Origin of the sequence: Sporosarcina saromensis, assembly GCF_033253735.1 — a bacterium.
Classification (GTDB): Bacteria; Bacillota; Bacilli; order Bacillales_A; family Planococcaceae; genus Sporosarcina; species Sporosarcina saromensis.
The window spans coordinates 115,883-135,002 of record NZ_JAUBDI010000004.1 but is presented as its reverse complement, the minus strand read 5'-3'; the positions used below and the strand labels follow the sequence as shown (position 1 = coordinate 135,002).

Below are 19,120 nucleotides of genomic sequence, written 5' to 3'. Positions count from 1 at the left end.
GTCACTAATCTATTCTCTGTTAAAATAATATTATCTTATATAATAACATGTTTAAAGTATTTTCATACTGAAAACGACGGATTTATAGAGAAAACGTTATATTTTGTAGAAAGCATGCTCGAAATTTGTAGAATATTTGTCCACACCTTATAATGAACGTACTAATTTTTGGAGGTGCAACATGTTCACTTCGACAAGCTATTCAGCTGACCCGAAAGAAAAATATGAACAACTGACTTTTCAACTTGATGCATTGCTAACTGGAGAAACTAATCGTTATGCTAACTTAAGCAATGCGTCTGCGCTGCTCAATCAATTTTTCGACCGCATCAATTGGGTCGGATTCTATTTGAATGATCATAATAAAGAATTAGTCCTTGGCCCCTTTCAAGGACTGCCAGCATGTATTCGCATTCCATTCGGGAAAGGCGTTTGTGGAACTTCTGCACTGAAGCAAGAAACGATCATTGTGGCAGATGTCCATCAGTTCCCTGGCCATATTGCCTGTGACGCTGCCTCCAGGTCAGAAATTGTCGTGCCGATTGTGAAAGAAGGTCAGTTAATTGGCGTTCTTGATATTGATAGTCCTGAAGTCAACCGATTTACTGAGGAAGACCGAGTTGGATTGGAAAAGTTTACAGACGTGTTAGTTAAATTCCTTTAAGCGCTAAAGGATAGTCAAAAAGAACGTGAGAGCGTTGACAAAATTCGTCAATGCTCTCACGCTTCTTTTTTTATGCAGCAAGTATATCAATTACTGTTCAATGTGCGACTAATTTCTGATGCAGCGTTGTGAACGCAGCATCCAGGTCTGCAATAAGATCATCTGCATGCTCTAACCCTACCGATAAACGCAACAAAGAATCTGTAATCCCCATTTCTAAACGTTCCTGTTCTGGTACTGCAGAATGGGTCATCGTTGCAGGGTGTTGAATGAGTGTCTCTGCATCTCCTAAGCTGACTGCGATTTTAATTAACTCTAAAGCATCCATGAACGTTTGTGCACCTTGTTTCCCACCTTGTACGGTAAATGAAATGAGACCACCCCCAGCACGCATTTGACGCTGTGCGATTGAAAATTGTGGGTTATTCATATCATATGGATAATAAATGGACTCTACAAGTTTTTGCGATTGCAAATAGGCCAACAGTTTCTCTGCATTCGCCGTGTGTCTCTCCATCCGAATTGGCAATGTCTTAAGCCCGCGCAGTAAGAGCCATGCATCAAATGGTGACATGATTGCACCAAAATCTTTTTGGACCGTCAAACGGATTTTCTCCATTTCTTCCCGATCTTTCCCTACCAGAATTCCAGCAATGACATCCCCATGGCCGTTTATATATTTCGTGGCACTGTGCAATACAAAATCTGCTCCGATGGTTAGTGGGTTTTGCAAGTAAGGCGAAGTAAATGTGTTATCGACGACAACACGTAAACCATGCCTGTTCGCAACCTTCACAACTGCGTGCAAATCTACTAGCTCCATTGTTGGGTTAATAGGGGTTTCCACGTATATACAAACCGTTTTTGGTGTAATGGCTTGTTCAATCGCTTCCTCCGAATTCATTGCAATTAGGTTATGTGTAATACCATATTTTTCTTTCATGATACCGAGTAGACCAAACGTGCAGCCGTAGATTCCTCTAGAGCAAAGAATATGATCTCCCGCTTTTGTTAAATGTACAAGTATGGAGCTAACAGCCGCCATGCCAGATCCAAATGCGAGTGCGCCTTCGCCATTTTCTAAAGCAGTCATTCTTTCTTCTAGCACACTTACCGTCGGATTCCCAAGTCTTGAGTAAATGTTTCCCGCTTCTTCACCTGCAAATCTTCGTTCACCTTGTAATGCATTGTCAAATGAAAAAGTCGAAGTTTGGTATAATGGGACAGCTAAACTTCCATGATGTTGCGCATCCTCATACCCTTCATGAATGACAATCGTATCTTGATGAAGATTATTCCTTTTCATTTCACGACCACCTCTCCCGTTTTGTAAGCACTTACATTTCCTGTTTTCATTTTACCTTGTTTCTTCTAAAAGAAAAAGAGCAACTTCAGCAACATTACTTTGCTGAAGCCACTCCTTCCATGACAAATTGGTTTTTTCCATTATTTTTGGCATAATAAAGTGCTTTGTCACTCGATTGAAACAGTTCGTTATATGATTTTCCCTCTTTACTTGACCAGGTGGACATCCCAATCGATACGGTCACTTGAGGAGTTGTGACTGTCGGTATATAGCTCACTAGCATTTGCGCAAATTGGACTCCATCGTGCACACTTGCCGACGGAAGGAAGATGGCAATTTCCTCTCCACCCCACCGACATGCGATTCCTAATCCATCTATCGCTGTAAGTATATAGGTTGAAATCTGTTGAAGGACATCGTCACCGGTCGTATGGCCGTACGTATCGTTCACTTGTTTAAAATCATCGACATCCATTAATAAAAACACACAGTCTTCTCCTTTATTATTAATGGTAGTCGCTACTTCATTGTCCAAATATCTTCGGGTATAGAGCTTTGTAAGATTATCTTTATTCACTAATTCTTGCAATTGGTCTCGCAATAAGATATTCGAAATGGCTAACGAGGAATGGCTAATCAACGAACGCATTAATTTGAAGCTATCAAATGAGAAAAAGTATTCCTCTTCATGCAGCAGGATGACAAAGCCGATCATCTCATCACGGTCGATGATAGGAAGTGCCACTTGTGATTTAAATACAATATTTGTTGTAGACGATTGTGGCGCATTTGGATCAAATATTGCTTCTTCACCACTCGATAACCGTTGCACTACCATCTCAATGTATTGTTTCGCTACTTCTTTTGTAAAAAAATCCGTACTGCTAGCTGATATATTCCAATTTCCACTCTCATCCCGTAGGACAAACGCAATCTCAGTTGGCTGAAAAGCAGTAATAAATTGGCCTTTTAGATAGGCAATCATCTCTACAAGATCCAAATTACTATTTAATTTCCTAGACGCTTCATTCACCAATTGCAAATCATTGACCAGTCGATGCGATTGCTCATATAAACTTGCGTTTTCAAGGGCAGTCCCTGCTGCGTTCGTAATCATCCGAACAAAACCTTTTTCTGTCTCTGTGAATTCTGCATCATTGGGTGCTGAAATTTGTACTACGCCATAGATCCCTTGTCTACCACGAATCGGAGCATTCACTAGACTGACACTTTGATCCTTCACATTCTCAATCGTCAAATCTCCCGATAAAAACGCATCGACAGCGGATGCTCGTTCGTTTAGATAGTCAAACAATCGATAGGTTTTCATTGTCCCCTTTTGTTCTTGCGACAGTAAAAGTTGCACATCAAAGAGTGGGAAAGAGTCCTGAATCGCTTCCATCATACCATTCAAAATGACAGCACTTTCCATTGTAGAGTTGAATAACTCAGCAATTTCAAAAAGTCGTCTATACGTCATCTCTTTTTCAGTAATTTGATACATCCGTATGCTTTGATCTAGATATGTTCCAAAAACAGTTTTCAAGTCCTTCAAATAGGGCGTCGACGCAAAATCATGCCATTTTTCTGACGCTTTAAATAGCAGGGCGCCTAGCGGAGATTGGTGATCATCCCGTATAATTAAGGAATCGTCTGCAAATTCGTATCCATTGCTCTCGACAGTAGAGATGAACGAGGCAAGCAAAAGCGGGTGCTCAATTTTCACTTGAGGTTCGCCACTTTTCCAAGAACGTTCTAGCGTTTTGCCTTCCTTGACAATCGGTATATATCGGTTATTGTCGTATAACAATATATCCGCAAATTCTATATCAAACAAATTCATGAAAATTAATTTAAAATTCGTTAAGTTTTCTTCCAACGGGCGTTTACTATTCCTTTTGGAAAATAAATTAAAAATAGCCGATTTCATTTCAAAAACTAGTAATTCTTGATTATCCATCCTGTCACCCCATTTGTCCCGTTCCACTACTAAATATCTTTCTTACTATTCTAATGCATAAAACCTATTTTTAACAGTGTTTTGTATAGGACTATTCATTTATCTTCTTTAGCCCTAAAACGATTAGTGCTTGACTCCATACATGTGAATTGTTATGATAAAGCTTGTGTAAAATAGTTGCAGCAGTTGTATGATTCATGTTGACCAGTTCATTCCTTTTCAAAAAGGTGCATCGCGTAACCTTGAGGCTGCTGAGGCGAAGGTGCAAGATAATGGAATGGCGCAAGAATTGAATACATCTGGTTCTTATTTTACAACAAAATAAAACCAAAACAGAGGAGGAGTCTTTCATGGCTCGTTATACAGGTCCATCTTGGAAACTTTCCCGTCGTCTTGGCGTTTCGCTAAGCGGTACAGGAAAAGAAATCGAAAAACGCCCTTACGCACCAGGACAACACGGTCCTACACAACGTAAAAAACTTTCCGAATACGGAATCCAATTACAAGAAAAACAAAAACTTCGTTTCATGTTCGGTGTAAACGAACGTCAATTCAAAACTGTGTTCAACAAAGCTGGTAAAATGCCAGGTAAACACGGTGAAAACTTCATGATCCTTCTTGAAACTCGCCTTGACAACCTAGTATACCGTATGGGTCTTGCTCGCACACGTCGTGCAGCTCGCCAACTTGTTAACCACGGTCACATCTTAGTTGATGGAAAACGCGTTGACATTCCTTCTTACAGCGTAAAACCAGGTCAAGAGATCTCTCTTCGTGAAAAATCTCAAAACCTTACAGCTGTTAACGAAGCAATCGAAGTAAACAACTACGTACCAGAGTACGTTACTTTCAATGCAGACACAAAAGTCGGCACATTTGTACGTATGCCTGAGCGTAGCGAACTAGCTGCTGAAATCAACGAAGCTCTTATCGTTGAGTTCTACTCTCGTTAATAAATTCACTTTGCAAAGTGAAGTAGAAATAGCCTTTGAATCCCTTATTACTAGGGTTTCAAAGGCTTTTTTGTTTTATTTCCACAAGACGATTTCAATAGTGAAGTGTTTCTTAATAGAGCGAATCGCTATTCAGGTGAATGTCTTTTGCCATCATCTATTGCTATTGAGCCTTATGTTAATAAATTTACGCGCAATTTGAAATGCGCTAATTAAAGGCCGACCTACTCTAACCATAGGAGATAGTATATTTTATTAGTAAATTCATCCAAAAACAATTAGTTTCCTGTATAATTCTAGTAGTGACTGAATTCAAAATACACAAATGGTCACAATATTTTATTTTCCTACTAGATACAGGAGGGGTACTGTTGAAAGAGAACGAGACAAATAAATATCCGCAAAACGTTGTAGAAGCGGTCGCAAAAGTTTTAGAACTAGAAGTGAATGAGCAGCAAGGGGCAATCGGGACAATCACCAAGATAGACGACATGCCGAAGGTGAATATTATGGACATGTACGTCAGCACTTTTAAGTTCCCTATTGACGGCAAACAGATTTGTCAATGTGTCAAAGAGGTTTTCGGAATTCAAATCGACTCAAAATATGTACTGCCTAAAAAGAGAGATTTACGAGCGGACTATGTGTGCGGATTTAATGTACGACTAATCGACAACTACTTAAAAGAATTACAAAATCAGCTTACCGGCCAGGAAATCCGACTACTCATTAACGACATTTTCGGTATCAATTTGGATGCAATTGATTCACTCGAAAAAACACAGATCTCACTGTACTCAAAAGGACAGTGGATCGTGCAACAAGCTAGCGATTTATTTGTCGTACATACGGGTATTGGCGACATCGATGCTTGGGTATTGCCAACTGACTATTATATTGAACAAACCGGACTAAAAGAGTTACCAGTACAACTGCAACAAAATTTAGCCTCAATCGGCTACGAATACAATTCGGATATTCAAGGTATGTACTACTGCAATCCTACTGGAGAGGCGGTTGAAGACGCATTTAAAGGAAGAACGATGCGCGCAATTCTTTCTTGTATCGATTAATAGTAGACATTCATCGCATAAAAGGGAATTCCTTCATTTACCTAAATCTATTAAACTACTATTTAGTAATAGACTAAAACTAGCAACATAATTAGTGATTTAGTTTTCAATCCCCCAGGCAATTAGATTACTTCTATTTGACCGGTAGACTTAGTTTTTCACTCCCGCGGGCATTCAGAACTTCCTATTCGACCGGTAGACTTTGCTTCTCACGAATAAACACTCCATCATCAAGAAGCGTAAAGAAAAGCATGAAGACGAATTGTCCTCATGCTTTTCAATTTCTAGCACTTCTTATTTTCCAAAAGACGATAAGAATTTCACGCGATCCCCCATCGGAGGAATGTTCGGATCAACTAACGCCACTTCCAATAGTGCTGGGCCGTTGTTATTCATCAAGTCCTGTAACACCTCTTCGGTGAGATCCTCAAGTTTCTCCACACGGACACTCGGAATGTTCATTGCTGCCGCCATTGCTGAAATGTCTACAGCTTCCTGTTCAAAAGTAGGATGCGTGCGTTTGAATTGCAATGAATGACCATGGTACACCATGCCGAGTCTTGCATTATTCATGACAACAAACAAGATTGGTAGATTGTATTCTTTAGCCGTTAGTATTTCCATGCCGTGCATAAAGAAACAACCGTCACCCGTAATACAAACGACAGGTCTTTCAGGGTCCGCTAACTTTGAGCCGATTGCGGAACCAATTCCTGTCCCCATAGCCCCGAAATGCACATTGATGTTATACGTATCCGTATCGTACACTTTCATAGTATGAATGACATAAGACATGAATTCGCCAATATCAATGGTATATCTTGTTGAAGCTGGAACAGCAGCTTGAATTTTGGCAAATACGTTCCTAGTATTAAATTCATCCGGGTTTTCTAACTGATTGTCTACTTCAATTAGCTCGTGTGCTTTTCTAGTAAACCCTAAATCTTTTAGTTTTTCTACTAGCATCGGAAGACACACATCGATGTCGCCAAGCACAGGCTCGTCGACAGGGTACTTTCGGTTAAAGACTGTTTCATCATAATCGAATTGAATGACATACCTGTCTTTTGCTAAGTTGCCATTGTAATTATTCGTCGCTGTCTCGCCTAAGCTCGAACCTAAAACAAGCAACACATCGCCTTCACCTTCAGCGATGAGTTCCGAAGCTTTTGCATGACCGGCAAATCCAAAAACACCTTTTACAAGTGAGTGATTTTGCGGGATATAGCCTTTCGCTTGAGGAGTTGTAACGATCGGCCAATCCAGCATTTCAGCCAACTCCATCACAGCATTCACTGAATTTCTAGCACCTTGTCCAACGAATATGATTCCCGAATTCCGTTCAGCCAGTTGTTTTGCAACACGTTCGATCCCTTCAGAATCGGGCACATGTTGCTGTTTCGCTACTATATAGGAATGATTTTTCACTTCAATCATTTCATGTTGAACATCAATTGGTATTGCGATATGCACAGGCCCTGGTACGCCAGACAGTGCAATTTCCATCGCTTTCATCAACTCGTCTTGCAATTCATTGGCATCATTCACCAATACACTATATTTTGTAACCGGTGCAAAGATTGGCGCAACATCCAATTCTTGTGACGCATTCAAACCTTGCGTGTTCACAGGAACCGCTCCCGTTATGAAAAGTACCGGTAAATGTTCGCGCATCGCATTCGCTGCACCGGTTACAAGATTCGTCGCTCCCGGTCCACTACAACCGATTGCTACACTCAAACCGTTTGTATACTTGGCATAAGCTGCAGCCATATAGGACGCAGCCCCTTCATGTTTTGAAACAATTGGTGTAATTTCGGGCATATCGTACAGTTCATTGAAAATCGCGTTAACTGATCCTGCTGGAATGCCAAATACATACTGGACCCCATTTGCTTGTAAACATTCTAATAACATACGTGCCGCTTTCACACGAACTCCCCCTTGCAACTTATTTGTGTAAATACTTTGTTTCGATTTCTTCCGCACAAAGTGGCTTGCTGAAATAATACCCTTGCATTAAATGACAACTTTGCGCATATAAAAACTCTGCTTGTTCTTGCGTTTCTACCCCTTCAGCAATTACATCCAACTTAAGATTATGGGCAAGCATAATAATTGTTTTCGTAATGGCTGCTTCATCGACTGTCATATCTTGAATAAACGACTTATCAATTTTTAACATATTAATGGGCAAGTTCTTTAAATAACCGAGCGATGAATACCCCGTACCAAAATCATCAATTGCAATTTGAATACCTAATTCTTTCAATTGCTTCATTGTTTGCAAAGTCAAATCCGTATTTTTGATAATATGATTCTCTGTCAACTCTAGGTGTAAACACTGCGGGGATAACTGAACCTCTTCAAGCGTTTGTTTAATAATGGAGAACAAATTATCCTGCTCATATTGTCTGACGGATAAATTTACGGCCATATTTAAATGTGCATAGCCTTTTTCATGCCATTTTTTCAACTGCTGACACGCTTCTTTTAAAACCCACTCCCCAATTGGAACGATTAACCCTGTCTCTTCTGCCAATGGGATGAATTTATCCGGTGGTACTAAACCATCTGTTGGATGATGCCAACGTAACAATGCCTCTAGGCCGACTACCTGTTTCGTATGATAGTTAATTTGAGGTTGATAATAAAGCACTAATTCTTCATTGTCCAGAGCTTTGTAAAGGGCATTTTCATACTTCACGTTTTCAAAAGAGCGTGTATCCATTTCTGCACTAAAGAAATGATAACTGTTCCCTGAAATCTCTTTCGCTTTGTACATTGCGGTATCTGCATTTTTGATAAGAACATCAGGTGTTTCGCCATGTTCCGGATACAAGCTGATGCCGACACTTGTCTTAATGTACACATCATGCTCGTTCAATAAAAAGGGTTTTGAGAAACTATCGATGACAAGATTGATGACACTCATGACATCTTCTTCTCGTTTCACGGTTGGCAGAAAGACGGTGAATTCATCCCCACCTTGTCGTGATAATGTTGCACCTCTTGGCATACACGCCTTAATACGATTGGCCACTTCACGAAGCAATAAATCTCCATAACTATGTCCAAGTGTATCATTAATGTATTTGAATCGGTCTAAATCCAAATACAAAAGCGCTGCCCTCTCACCATTCAATTGGGCGTAAGTCAATCCTTGATGAAGTCTATCTTGCAATAGAATCCTATTCGGCAGGTCCGTTAAGCTATCGTAGTATGCATGGTATTTTATTTCCTCTTCCATACGTTTTCTTTCAGTAATGTCCCGGAACGTAACGACATGCCCAACCGTCTGCTCCCCTTCTTGAATTAATGAAATGACATACTCAACAGGAATGCTTGTCTCGTCTTTTCTGCAAAAATATTCATCTGTGTAGTAATGATTCAACTTACGATCACTTAACGTCAATAAGTTCCGTTTATCTTCTCCATTAAAGATTATGGTTGATGACTTACCGATGAGCTCACCTTTATTAGTATACCCTAACATTCTTTCACCTGCAGGATTAATAAAGGTTATATTTCCCTTTAAATCCAATCCGAAAATTCCTTCACCCGCTGAGTTAAGGATCAACTCTTTCTCTCTGCTAAGTAATTGTATTTCCGTAACAACTTTTTCAAGTTCATCGTTTTTCACTTGAATTTCTGCAGTTCGTTCATTAATGATACATTCCTGTTTTTCCATATACAATAAATTGGATAACGTAGATGCAGTAGCATCTGCGATGGATTGTGCCAGCTGTAAATCGACTTCTTCATATTTGTGCCCGGCTTTTTCAAGATTCACAACAGCGATTACACCTAATACTTCACCCATGGAGACAAGTGGAATCATGAGTATGCCTTTAATGCCGAAATGTTGGCAGATTTTATGGTTAGGTCTTTCATCCAACGAAACGTCCGGTATGATCACCAGCTTCTTTGTTTCGACGACTTCTTTGAATACAAGATCATTTATCTGGTTTATGGCGATTTCATCGTGCGTTTTTAACCAGTCCTCTTCAGACCAGTCACTGCTCGCACTGAGCTTTGCTGGCTTAAACTTTTTTTCATCGAGCGGATCGATAATATGAATCCCGACGTTCATATTATTAATGGTCTTTGAAATATATGAGAAGCATTTTTCGACAACTTCTTGCAGAGAAGAGCACATCGACAGGTCTCTAATAGCATCCAAGAGCATCTGTTTCTCTGCAATTAAATTTTCTTTATACGTCATATTGTTTGCGTTTTGTATCGCGACTGCTGCCATATTGACATACGCTTCCACACTTTGTATTTCAAGTTCCGTGAGATTCATCGGAATTCCGTAGTCAAACAGGAAAACAACCCCATACAACTCTTCTTCGTATGATATTGGTAATACTAATAAAGATTTTATTTGAAAACTGGATACCGCACGGGGATCTGGCCTGTTATCTTTTGACGTATCCGGTATGTAAATAGTCTTCTGTGTTTCAATGACTTCTTTAGCGAGCAAATCCATTTCCAAATCAATAACATGCATATCCAATGTCATTCCATTGATTATTTCCGGTTTACCAACAAAACCTCTAAATGTACCATCTTTTTGTGGCAAATAAATACCAACTGAATCACATTGGACGATTTCCTCTGAAATTGCGGATACGACGTACTCCAACACTTCCCGAAGTTCAAGCTTTGTATTTATCAATTTGGTTAAATTAGCAAGTCTGGAATAGCGGGTTTGTTCCTTCATTATTCATACCTCCACTCATCAAGTCGTCTCTCTATGCTCACTAAAATGACAATCGAAAGCTCAATTGCCTCTTTCTTTCTTTTATCATCGGTTCTTGCGCATGTATCTAAAGTATCTACTGAATTTTACGCAAAAAAAGGGTATATGGCAAGGTACGTAGCAGAGATGAGAAAATTTATCTAAATCGTTTAAGTTCTTTTAACCTATCCACAATGAGTGCCAAGTTCTGGGGTTTCCTCTTGACTGAGCACTCTCTGAATAAATCCCCTTTTTGTTCGAGTCGTGTACGTACCGATTCAATTGTAAACTGTTCAGGATGTAAGGTGTTGTTCAACTCCTCCCATTCCAAAGGGGTTGCGACAGTTGCATTAAGCGTTCCCCGAGGAGAATAGGGAGCAACAATTGTCTTTCCCTCTTGATGTTGAATATAATCCAAATACAATTTACCGCCGCGGTTCTTCTTTAATCGTTCTGTCGTAAACCACTTCGGCTCCTGCTCACATAAAAATTCACATGCAAATTGTGTGAAAACGCGCGTATCTTCATAGGAACATCTTTCTCCAAAAAGCGGTATATACAGTTGTAACCCTTTCCCACCTGACGTTTTAATATAAGAACGTAATTGAAATTTATCAAAAATGTCTTTTAAGCGTAACGCACCTTCTACCGCAAGAGTAAACTCTGTAACTGAGGGTGGATCTAAATCAAACACGATTTCCGTTGGGTACTTCGTCTTAACTGTTTGAAATGGAATATGGAATTCCAAAGCGAGTTGATTGCCAAGCCACAATAAAGTGTTCACGTCATTGCAAACGATATATTCAATTCCCTCTTCCTTGTGTGTCGCAATAAAATCCGGAGCGTAATCAGGTCGATTCTTTTGATAAAAACTCTCACTTCCAACACCGTGAGGATAGCGAATGGCCGTCAACAAACGATCTTGCAGCCATGGCAGTATATAAGGGGCAACCGTCTGTAGATATAGTAAATAATCATCTTTTACCAATCCCCTATTCGGCCAGATCGGTTTATCACTATGCGTAATAAGTACTTTTTGAGGTATCGGATACAATTGGCGCATTATTGAACGCCACGTACACAAAATCGGTTCATGATGGAGAGTAAAAGCAGCGAATCGTGGTTCCCGTAATTGTTGCCCAAAAATACCGATACAATGGACACTCACGCAGATAGAAGGAGGCAGCTCCCACTTTTGATCTTTTGTTTGTGCACCTTTTGTCAGAAACAATGTTCGCAATGTCCTCATCTCATCTTCAGTTAACCCATGACGAAATGACACAATCTCAATTATTTCATCCCCTTTAAAAACGGCACCTGTGAAGTAGCTGTTTTCCGGGTCGTATGTTCTTATAAAGACCGATACAGTTCGCCAGTTCTTCACTTTTTGCCAATAGGGGACCCTCTTCCCAGGAATCCATGCGCCATTCTTTTTCTTAGCTACTATCCCTTCACCATTGTGATCGCAAATCAGTTTCCAAAGTTTTTGACCATCTTTGTAACTGTTAATGAGTTGAATGGGGTTCAAATGTTGCTTTTCACTACTGTTAGGAAGCTTTGTTCTTTTAAAGAAATCAATAAGCATTTGCTTCCTTACAACATAGTCACTTGTCATAACATCTTTTCCTTTGATGATAAGGATATCGAATAGGAGTAATTGACAAGGAAAGGATTGCGCATGCTGATAAATACTGTTCCCGTTCTTCATTCGTCCTCTCGTTTGCACTTTGGAGAAATCACTCACGAATTGATTGGTAAGATGAACAATTTCTCCATCAAATCTTAATGGCGTATAAGGAGCGACTACTGGGTGGACGCTTTTACAAAATGTTAGGATTTCCGGAAACTGCTCGTTTAACAATTTGTTATTTCGACTCCAAAGTTGTACCCCTTCTTCGGTCCATTCCACAATGCAGCGGAAACCGTCAAATTTCGCTTCATACAGCCAATCTTCACCGACAGGAATTTCATTTGCATCAGCTAACAACATAGGTTTCATCTTGTCTCTCCGTTTTTTTCTTTAGTGTTCATCGGATTCACTTTCATATACATAATAAGCATCAAATTTTCCATACTAGCATAAAAAGCAGGTGTCCTATGCATACAATTTGGAAAGGTAGCATAAGTTTTGGGCTTGTCAATTTTCCAATAAAACTACACGCAGCTACTGAAAATAACGATATTAAACTACGCCAACTGCACAAAGAGTGCCATTCACCAATCAGTTACCAAAAAGTTTGCCCAATATGTGATAAAGAAGTACAAAGTGAAGACATCGTGAAAGCATATGAGTATACAAAAAACAAATTTGTCGTATTGGATGAAGAAGAACTTGAAAAATTAAAAAAGGAACAAGAGGATAAAGCGGTTGAGATTATTGATTTTGTAAAGTTAGAGGAAATCGATCCGATTTATTTTGAAAGAAGTTATTTCATGGCACCTGATGCTAATGGCGGAAAGGCGTATGCACTTTTACGGAAAGCTTTGCAGGAATCCGGAAAAATCGGAGTCGCGAAAATAATGATCCGATCAAAAGAACAACTTGCTGTCGTTAGGGTTTACAAGGAAGCTTTGCTGATGGAGATCATTCACTTTCCTGATGAAGTACGTCATGTGCAAGACGTACCCAACTTACCGAAAGAAGACACAGTCGTTAAAAAAGAACTTGATACCGCATTAATGCTCGTTGATCAATTGACAACTGTTTTTGATCCTGAAAAATATACAGACGAATATCGAACCGCTCTCATGGAACTCATTGAGGAGAAAAAGACAGCGAATGCCGGAATATCTCCAACTGAAAAGCAACCCATTTCACCGTCAAATGCAAGTGATTTGATGGCCGCTTTGCAAGCGTCTTTGGATAAAACAACTAAAAAGAAGCCAACAACACGAAAAAAAGCGGCTGCGAAGAAAAATGCGTAAATGCTACTGGATTGGCTAAAAAAACACCGCGTGAAACGATGATGGCAATGCATCCGTTTCACGCGGTTTTATGTTCTTTACTAGTTGAAAAGGACTTATGAAAACTTCACCATTTTATAGTTTTTCTTACCACGACGAACGATAGTAAATGCATCTTCCAAACGATCTGCAGCAGTCACTTCGTATCCAGTATCTGTAACTTTTTCTCCATTAAGAGAAATTGCACCGTTCGTAACATCTTCACGTGCTTGGCGTTTTGATGGAGAAACACCTGCTTCTACGATGAAATCAACAATGTTTTTATCTTCTTTTGTCGTCTCGAATGTTGGTACATCTTTGAAAGCATCTTTCATTTCTTCAACAGTCAACGCCTTTAAGTCACCACTGAACAAAGCTTTAGAGATACGGATTGCTTGGTCAAGTGCTTCTTGTCCGTGAATGAGTCGAGTCATCTCTTCAGCTAGCGCTTGTTGCGCTTTGCGAAGATGTGGTTCTTCTTGAACGGACACTTCCAACGCTTCAATCACTTCTCGCTCCATAAAGGTGAAGATTTTCAAGTATTTAATAACGTCAGCATCCGTGGAATTGATCCAGAACTGATAGAATTCATACGGCGATGTCTTTTGCGCATCTAACCAAACTGATCCACCTGCCGTTTTTCCGAATTTCGTCCCGTCAGCTTTTGTTACAAGTGGAATCGTAATGCCAAACGCCTTCGCATTTTCATCGTGTGTTTTTCGAATGACTTCAAGGCCAGTTGTAATATTCCCCCACTGATCGGACCCACCGATTTGTACACGGCAACCGTATTCATTGTACAGATGATTGAAATCCGCCCCTTGAATGAGCATATAGGAAAACTCAGTAAAGGAAATGCCTGTCTCTAATCGTGAAGAAACGTTTTCTTTTGCCAGCATGTAGTTGACACTTAGCAACTTCCCGTAGTCACGGAGAAACTCAATTGCAGACATCTTTCCAATCCAGTCTTTATTATTTACAAGAAGGGCGCCATTTTCATCATTAAAATCAAACAATCTTTCCAATTGCTTACGAAGACCTGCTACGTTATTCGCTACTTGTTCTTCTGTTTGCAATTGTCGCTCATCCGCTCTGAATGAAGGATCACCGATCATACCTGTTGCCCCACCGAGCAACAAAATCGGACGGTGCCCATGCATGGCAAAGCGGCGTAATGTCAATAACGGGACGATGTGACCGATATGCATACTATCTGCAGTCGGGTCGACACCACAGTACAATGAAATCTTTTCTTCATTTAATACGTTTGCAAGACCTTCCTCGTCTGTTTGTTGGTACAACAGACCTCTCCATTTTAAATCATCCAATAATGCATTCGTCATAACAAAATCCCCTCCAGTAAAATTAAAAAAGTCCCTACACGATTCAAAAAGAATCATGCAGGGACGTCATATACAGTTACATAACGCGGTACCACCCGGCTTGAGAATAAAAATCCTCCGCTCAAAGCGCTCTATCGCTGCGCACGCGTCACACTCCAAAGTTGTAATTCGTAAACGATGTACCGGACAGCTTCCACCAACCGCTGCCTCTCTATACGGATTCACCGTCACTACTGCGACTTTTTCGACATGTGATGCTATATACCCTATATTGTAATGTAAATTAAGTAATTGTCAAACATATTATTTTGATTACCAGGATATGTGTTATAATAAAATTGATTTTTAGGAGGGATAGCAAATTGAGCGATAAACGTAAAAATCGGATTGATCTAATAGAAGAGAAGTTTGAAGAACTAAAAAAGAAACGATGGGCAAAAGGTGTGCGTATCACTTCAGGAGTGATGTGGAATCTATTTCTACTATTTCTAGTAGTAGGGTTGACATTCGGTGTGTTCGCAACATCTGTCGGCGCAGGATATTTCGCTTCACTCGTTGCAAAAGAGCCACTTCGCTCATCAAAAGAAATGCGTGATGAAATATTCAACTTTGAAGAAACATCTGAAATCTATTTTGCAAATGACATTTATCTTGGACGAGTGAGTGCAGATATTGAACGGAAAGAAACGACATTAAAAGATGTATCCCCTTTCGTCATAGATGCAGTCTACGCAACGGAAGATGAATATTTTGAAACACATAAAGGAATTGTCCCAAAAGCTATTTTTAGAGGCCTTTTTCAAGATGTTTCAAATTCATCCAACCAAACGGGCGGTTCTACACTTACCCAACAACTTATAAAAAACCAGATTTTAACGAACGAAGTTTCATATGAACGAAAAGCAAAAGAAATCCTTCTGGCAATGCGACTTGAACATTTCATGGAGAAAGATGAAATTCTTGAAGCCTATTTAAACATTATTCCTTATGGTAGAAATGCAATTGGCCAAAACATTGCAGGGATTGAAACAGCAGCAGAAGGAATTTTCGGTGTAAAAGCGAAAGACTTGAACTTGCCTCAAGCAGCTTATATAGCTGGGATTCCTCAAGCTCCATTCGCCTACACACCCTTCCAAAGTAGTTATTATGGCGGTGGTTTGAAAAAAGACGAAAATATTAAACCTGGTATTGATCGCATGAAAACCGTACTTTTCCGAATGAAGGAAACGGGTTACATTACGGAGGAGCAGTATGCAGAAGCGATTGCGTATGACATCAAGAAAGATTTTCGTGAAAAAACAAAACGTGCGCAAGAGCGCTATCCCTATTTGACGCAGGAAATTCAAAATAGCACAATTGAAATCTTAGCGAAAATGTTAGCAGAGAAAGATGGCATTGATGCAGAACGTTTGGAAGATGAGAAAAAAATAAGAGAGAAATATTCTATTCTAGCAGAACGTGAAATGCGGACAGGCGGCTATCGAATTTATTCGACGATTGAAAAAGACTTATATGATCGGATGAATAAAGTCGCTGAAGAGTTTGAGCATTATGGCTTTACGTACACCCGTGAAGAGAAAGACTATAGTACAGGAGAGATGATATTAAAAGACGATCCTGTCCAAGTCGGCGGCTTCATGATGGAAAATAGTACAGGTAGAATCCTTTCTTTCATCGGTGGACGTGATCATGATCTGATTGCACTCAATCACGCTACGCAAGCGTACAGACAAAACGGCTCTTCCATGAAGCCACTACTTGTGTACGGTCCTGCAATAGAATATGGCATGATTGGTGCAGGTAGTCCCGTCGTCGATGTTAAATTTGAAGTGCCAGATAACGGAAAGATATGGAGTCCTACAAACTATATCGCTTCAGTTGAAAATGGCATCATTCCTGCACGACAAGCACTAGCAGAGTCATTGAACTTACCGACCGCCCGATTGTATCGGGATATTATCGATAGACGCCCAGCAGAGTTCTTGGAAAAAATGAAGTTCTCTCAACTGACTCCTGGTGATTACGTCAATTTGTCTGCGTCTTACGGCGGTATGTCAATCGGTGTAAGCGTTCAAGAGAATACAAATGCTTTTGCGACATTTGCCAACGGAGGTAAATTTGTAGAATCGTATATTATCGAACGGATTGAAGACATGTCCGGCAATGTCGTGTATCAACATGAAGTCGAACCAGTGGAAGTCTTTAGTCCAGAAACGTCTTATATCGTAACAGATATGCTAAGAGATGTTCTTAAAGCTGGGGGTACAGGACAACAAGTACCTACCTATATGAATTTCAAAACAGATTTGGCAGTAAAAACCGGTACAACGCAAGGTTACGGCGATGCTTGGCTCGTAGGTTACAATCCGAATATCTCAATGGGATTATGGCTGGGCTACTATGACAATTCACGTAAACTTTATAAACGTGGAACCGGACAAATGCATCCAACAACAAGGACGAGTATGTTATTTGGTCGTATTATGAATGCGGCAAATGATGTTCGACCGGACATCGTTGGTGCATCGAATACATTTAAGAAGCCGGACGGTGTCGTATCGAGATCGTTCTGTGGGATTTCAGGCCTTGCGCCTTCAGCTGCATGTTCAGCGGCAGGACTTGTCCGATCTGATTTATTTAACTCAAAAGTGATGCTCCCAACTAAGGCTGACGATAGCATTATCAATGCTTCCTATGTCTCTGTTAAAGGCAGTCGTTATATGGCGCTCCCTTCTACGCCAAGCGAATTTATCGTTGGAGGCGGAACAGGTGTAAATCAAGCATTCATCGATCGGATGCTCGGTCCATGGGGCGGGGACCCGTCAAAACTATTCCCGTCAGGTTCGATTTTCTCATCAAATGTTGTCTCCGGTGCGGAATTCCCAGCGGACAATGTTGCACCTGCAGGGGTGTCAGCATCCCTGAACGGTTCAACGCTGACATGGACAGAATCACCTTCCAATGACGTAATTGGTTACTATGTCTATAAAGGTAACGAGCGCGTTGCAACGATTAAGGACGGTTCCCCTCTGTCCATGCAAATTGGACCTGGAGATTATACTGTACGAGCGGTGGACATTACAGGTCTCCAATCGAACAGTTCAAATGTCATTACGATTGAAAAACCAGAGCCCACTCCTGAACCACCTAGTGAAGACGATGACGATACGAAACCAAAACCACCAGGCAATGGCGGCGGTGACAACGGCAGTGGAGACGGAAACGGCAGTGGCGATGGAAATGGCAACGGCGGTGGAAACGGCAACGGCGGTGGAAACGGCAACGGCGGTGGAAACGGCAACGGCGGTGGAAACGGCGGCGGCGATGGAAACGGCAGCGGCGATGGAAACGGCAGTGGCGGTGGAAACGGCAGTGGCGGTGGAAGCGGCAGTGGCGGCGGGAGCGGCGGCGGCGGAAGCGGCAGTGGCGGCGGAAAGCCGAACCCACCGGATGACGATGATGAAGATTAATTAACCAAGTACATCTCGTCTACACAATCATTAATAAAGGTAAAACGCATGAACTGAGAGCTCCACTCGGTTTGTGCGTTTTTCTATGTTTAAAACTAATACACTTTTTTAACCTATTCATCGAAGAAATGTTTCTGCTAGGCAAGATTTAAGAAGGACCTAGCTGAATACCTTTTTTATTCACAGCAAATAAAAGTTTTCAAAAGGTGGCTGCTTTCTTTAATGGGTTATGAGGCGTTTCGGGCAAGTATGCGGCGATTGGGAAGGTTATGCCGCGAATGATGGATTTATGAGCCGTTTGGCGGGAGTATGCCGCGTTTGAGCAGTTTATGCGGCTTTCTATATAAGTAAGAGGTGTTTAGAGGACTTTTGATAGTTCTTCTAGGTTCTATTTGACCGATACCTACGTTTATTTAGTCTAACGGGCAATTAGAACACTTCTATTGAACCGCAAGCAGTGGAGTTCAGCTCCATCGGGCATTTAGACTGTTTCTATTTGACCATTACCTACTTTATTTACTCTAACGGGCAATTAGAACACTTCTATTGAACCGCCAGCAGTGGAGTTCAGCTCTGGCGGGCAATTAGACTGGTTCTATTTGACCGTCCCCTACGTTTATTTACTCCAACGGGCAATTAGAACACTTCTATTGAACCGCCAGCT

12 protein-coding genes are annotated in these 19,120 nt (G+C 40.7%); 6 read left to right on the top strand and 6 right to left on the bottom strand.

The features are described from left to right. Nucleotides 1–181 precede the first annotated feature (181 nt). Nucleotides 182–664: a GAF domain-containing protein gene (locus QT711_RS06655; protein WP_317942810.1), complete on the top strand. Its 483-nt coding sequence runs from the start codon at nucleotides 182–184 to the stop codon at nucleotides 662–664. 97 nt (nucleotides 665–761) lie between these two features. Here QT711_RS06655 and megL read toward each other — a convergent pair whose 3' ends face one another. After that, entirely contained in the window at nucleotides 762–1,970 is a 1,209-nt protein-coding gene (megL, locus tag QT711_RS06650; protein ID WP_317942808.1) for a methionine gamma-lyase, read from the bottom strand. Between the two features lie 94 nt (nucleotides 1,971–2,064). Continuing rightward, nucleotides 2,065–3,930 (bottom strand): sensor domain-containing diguanylate cyclase, encoded by a 1,866-nt coding sequence (locus QT711_RS06645; protein ID WP_317942807.1) that lies wholly within the window; start codon nucleotides 3,928–3,930, stop codon nucleotides 2,065–2,067. Between the two features lie 190 nt (nucleotides 3,931–4,120). Here QT711_RS06645 and QT711_RS06640 point away from each other — a divergent pair, with 190 nt between their 5' ends. From QT711_RS06640 to QT711_RS06630, 3 genes are all read left to right on the top strand, one after another. Next, nucleotides 4,121–4,255 carry a hypothetical protein gene (locus tag QT711_RS06640; RefSeq protein ID WP_317942805.1) on the top strand — a complete coding sequence of 45 codons (135 nt, stop codon included), beginning with the start codon at nucleotides 4,121–4,123 and terminating at the stop codon, nucleotides 4,253–4,255. Between the two features lie 25 nt (nucleotides 4,256–4,280). Then, nucleotides 4,281–4,883, top strand: coding sequence for a 30S ribosomal protein S4 (rpsD, locus tag QT711_RS06635; RefSeq protein ID WP_317942803.1), 603 nt, complete (start codon nucleotides 4,281–4,283; stop codon nucleotides 4,881–4,883). 371 nt (nucleotides 4,884–5,254) lie between these two features. Beyond that, nucleotides 5,255–5,956, top strand: coding sequence for a hypothetical protein (locus QT711_RS06630; RefSeq protein WP_317942801.1), 702 nt, complete (start codon nucleotides 5,255–5,257; stop codon nucleotides 5,954–5,956). A 294-nt stretch (nucleotides 5,957–6,250) separates the two neighbouring features. Here QT711_RS06630 and QT711_RS06625 read toward each other — a convergent pair whose 3' ends face one another. From QT711_RS06625 to QT711_RS06615, 3 genes are all read right to left on the bottom strand, one after another. Next, nucleotides 6,251–7,888: a thiamine pyrophosphate-binding protein gene (locus QT711_RS06625; protein ID WP_317942799.1), complete on the bottom strand. Its 1,638-nt coding sequence runs from the start codon at nucleotides 7,886–7,888 to the stop codon at nucleotides 6,251–6,253. A 19-nt stretch (nucleotides 7,889–7,907) separates the two neighbouring features. Next, nucleotides 7,908–10,685, bottom strand: a complete 2,778-nt coding sequence (locus tag QT711_RS06620) for a sensor domain-containing phosphodiesterase (RefSeq protein WP_317943013.1) — start codon at nucleotides 10,683–10,685, stop codon at nucleotides 7,908–7,910. 172 nt (nucleotides 10,686–10,857) lie between these two features. Then, nucleotides 10,858–12,699 (bottom strand): DNA ligase D, encoded by a 1,842-nt coding sequence (locus QT711_RS06615; RefSeq protein ID WP_317942797.1) that lies wholly within the window; start codon nucleotides 12,697–12,699, stop codon nucleotides 10,858–10,860. A gap of 98 nt (nucleotides 12,700–12,797) precedes the next feature. Between QT711_RS06615 and ku the strand changes: the two genes are divergently transcribed. After that, the gene (gene ku, locus QT711_RS06610) at nucleotides 12,798–13,625 is read left to right on the top strand and encodes a non-homologous end joining protein Ku (RefSeq protein WP_317942795.1); all 828 of its coding nucleotides are present in this window, start codon (nucleotides 12,798–12,800) and stop codon (nucleotides 13,623–13,625) included. Between the two features lie 95 nt (nucleotides 13,626–13,720). Here ku and tyrS read toward each other — a convergent pair whose 3' ends face one another. Next, nucleotides 13,721–14,986 (bottom strand): tyrosine--tRNA ligase, encoded by a 1,266-nt coding sequence (gene tyrS, locus QT711_RS06605; RefSeq protein ID WP_317942794.1) that lies wholly within the window; start codon nucleotides 14,984–14,986, stop codon nucleotides 13,721–13,723. 362 nt (nucleotides 14,987–15,348) lie between these two features. On the opposite strand from tyrS, the gene QT711_RS06600 reads away from it, so the two are divergent. Then, entirely contained in the window at nucleotides 15,349–18,456 is a 3,108-nt protein-coding gene (locus tag QT711_RS06600) for a transglycosylase domain-containing protein (RefSeq protein WP_317942792.1), read from the top strand. Nucleotides 18,457–19,120 lie beyond the last annotated feature (664 nt).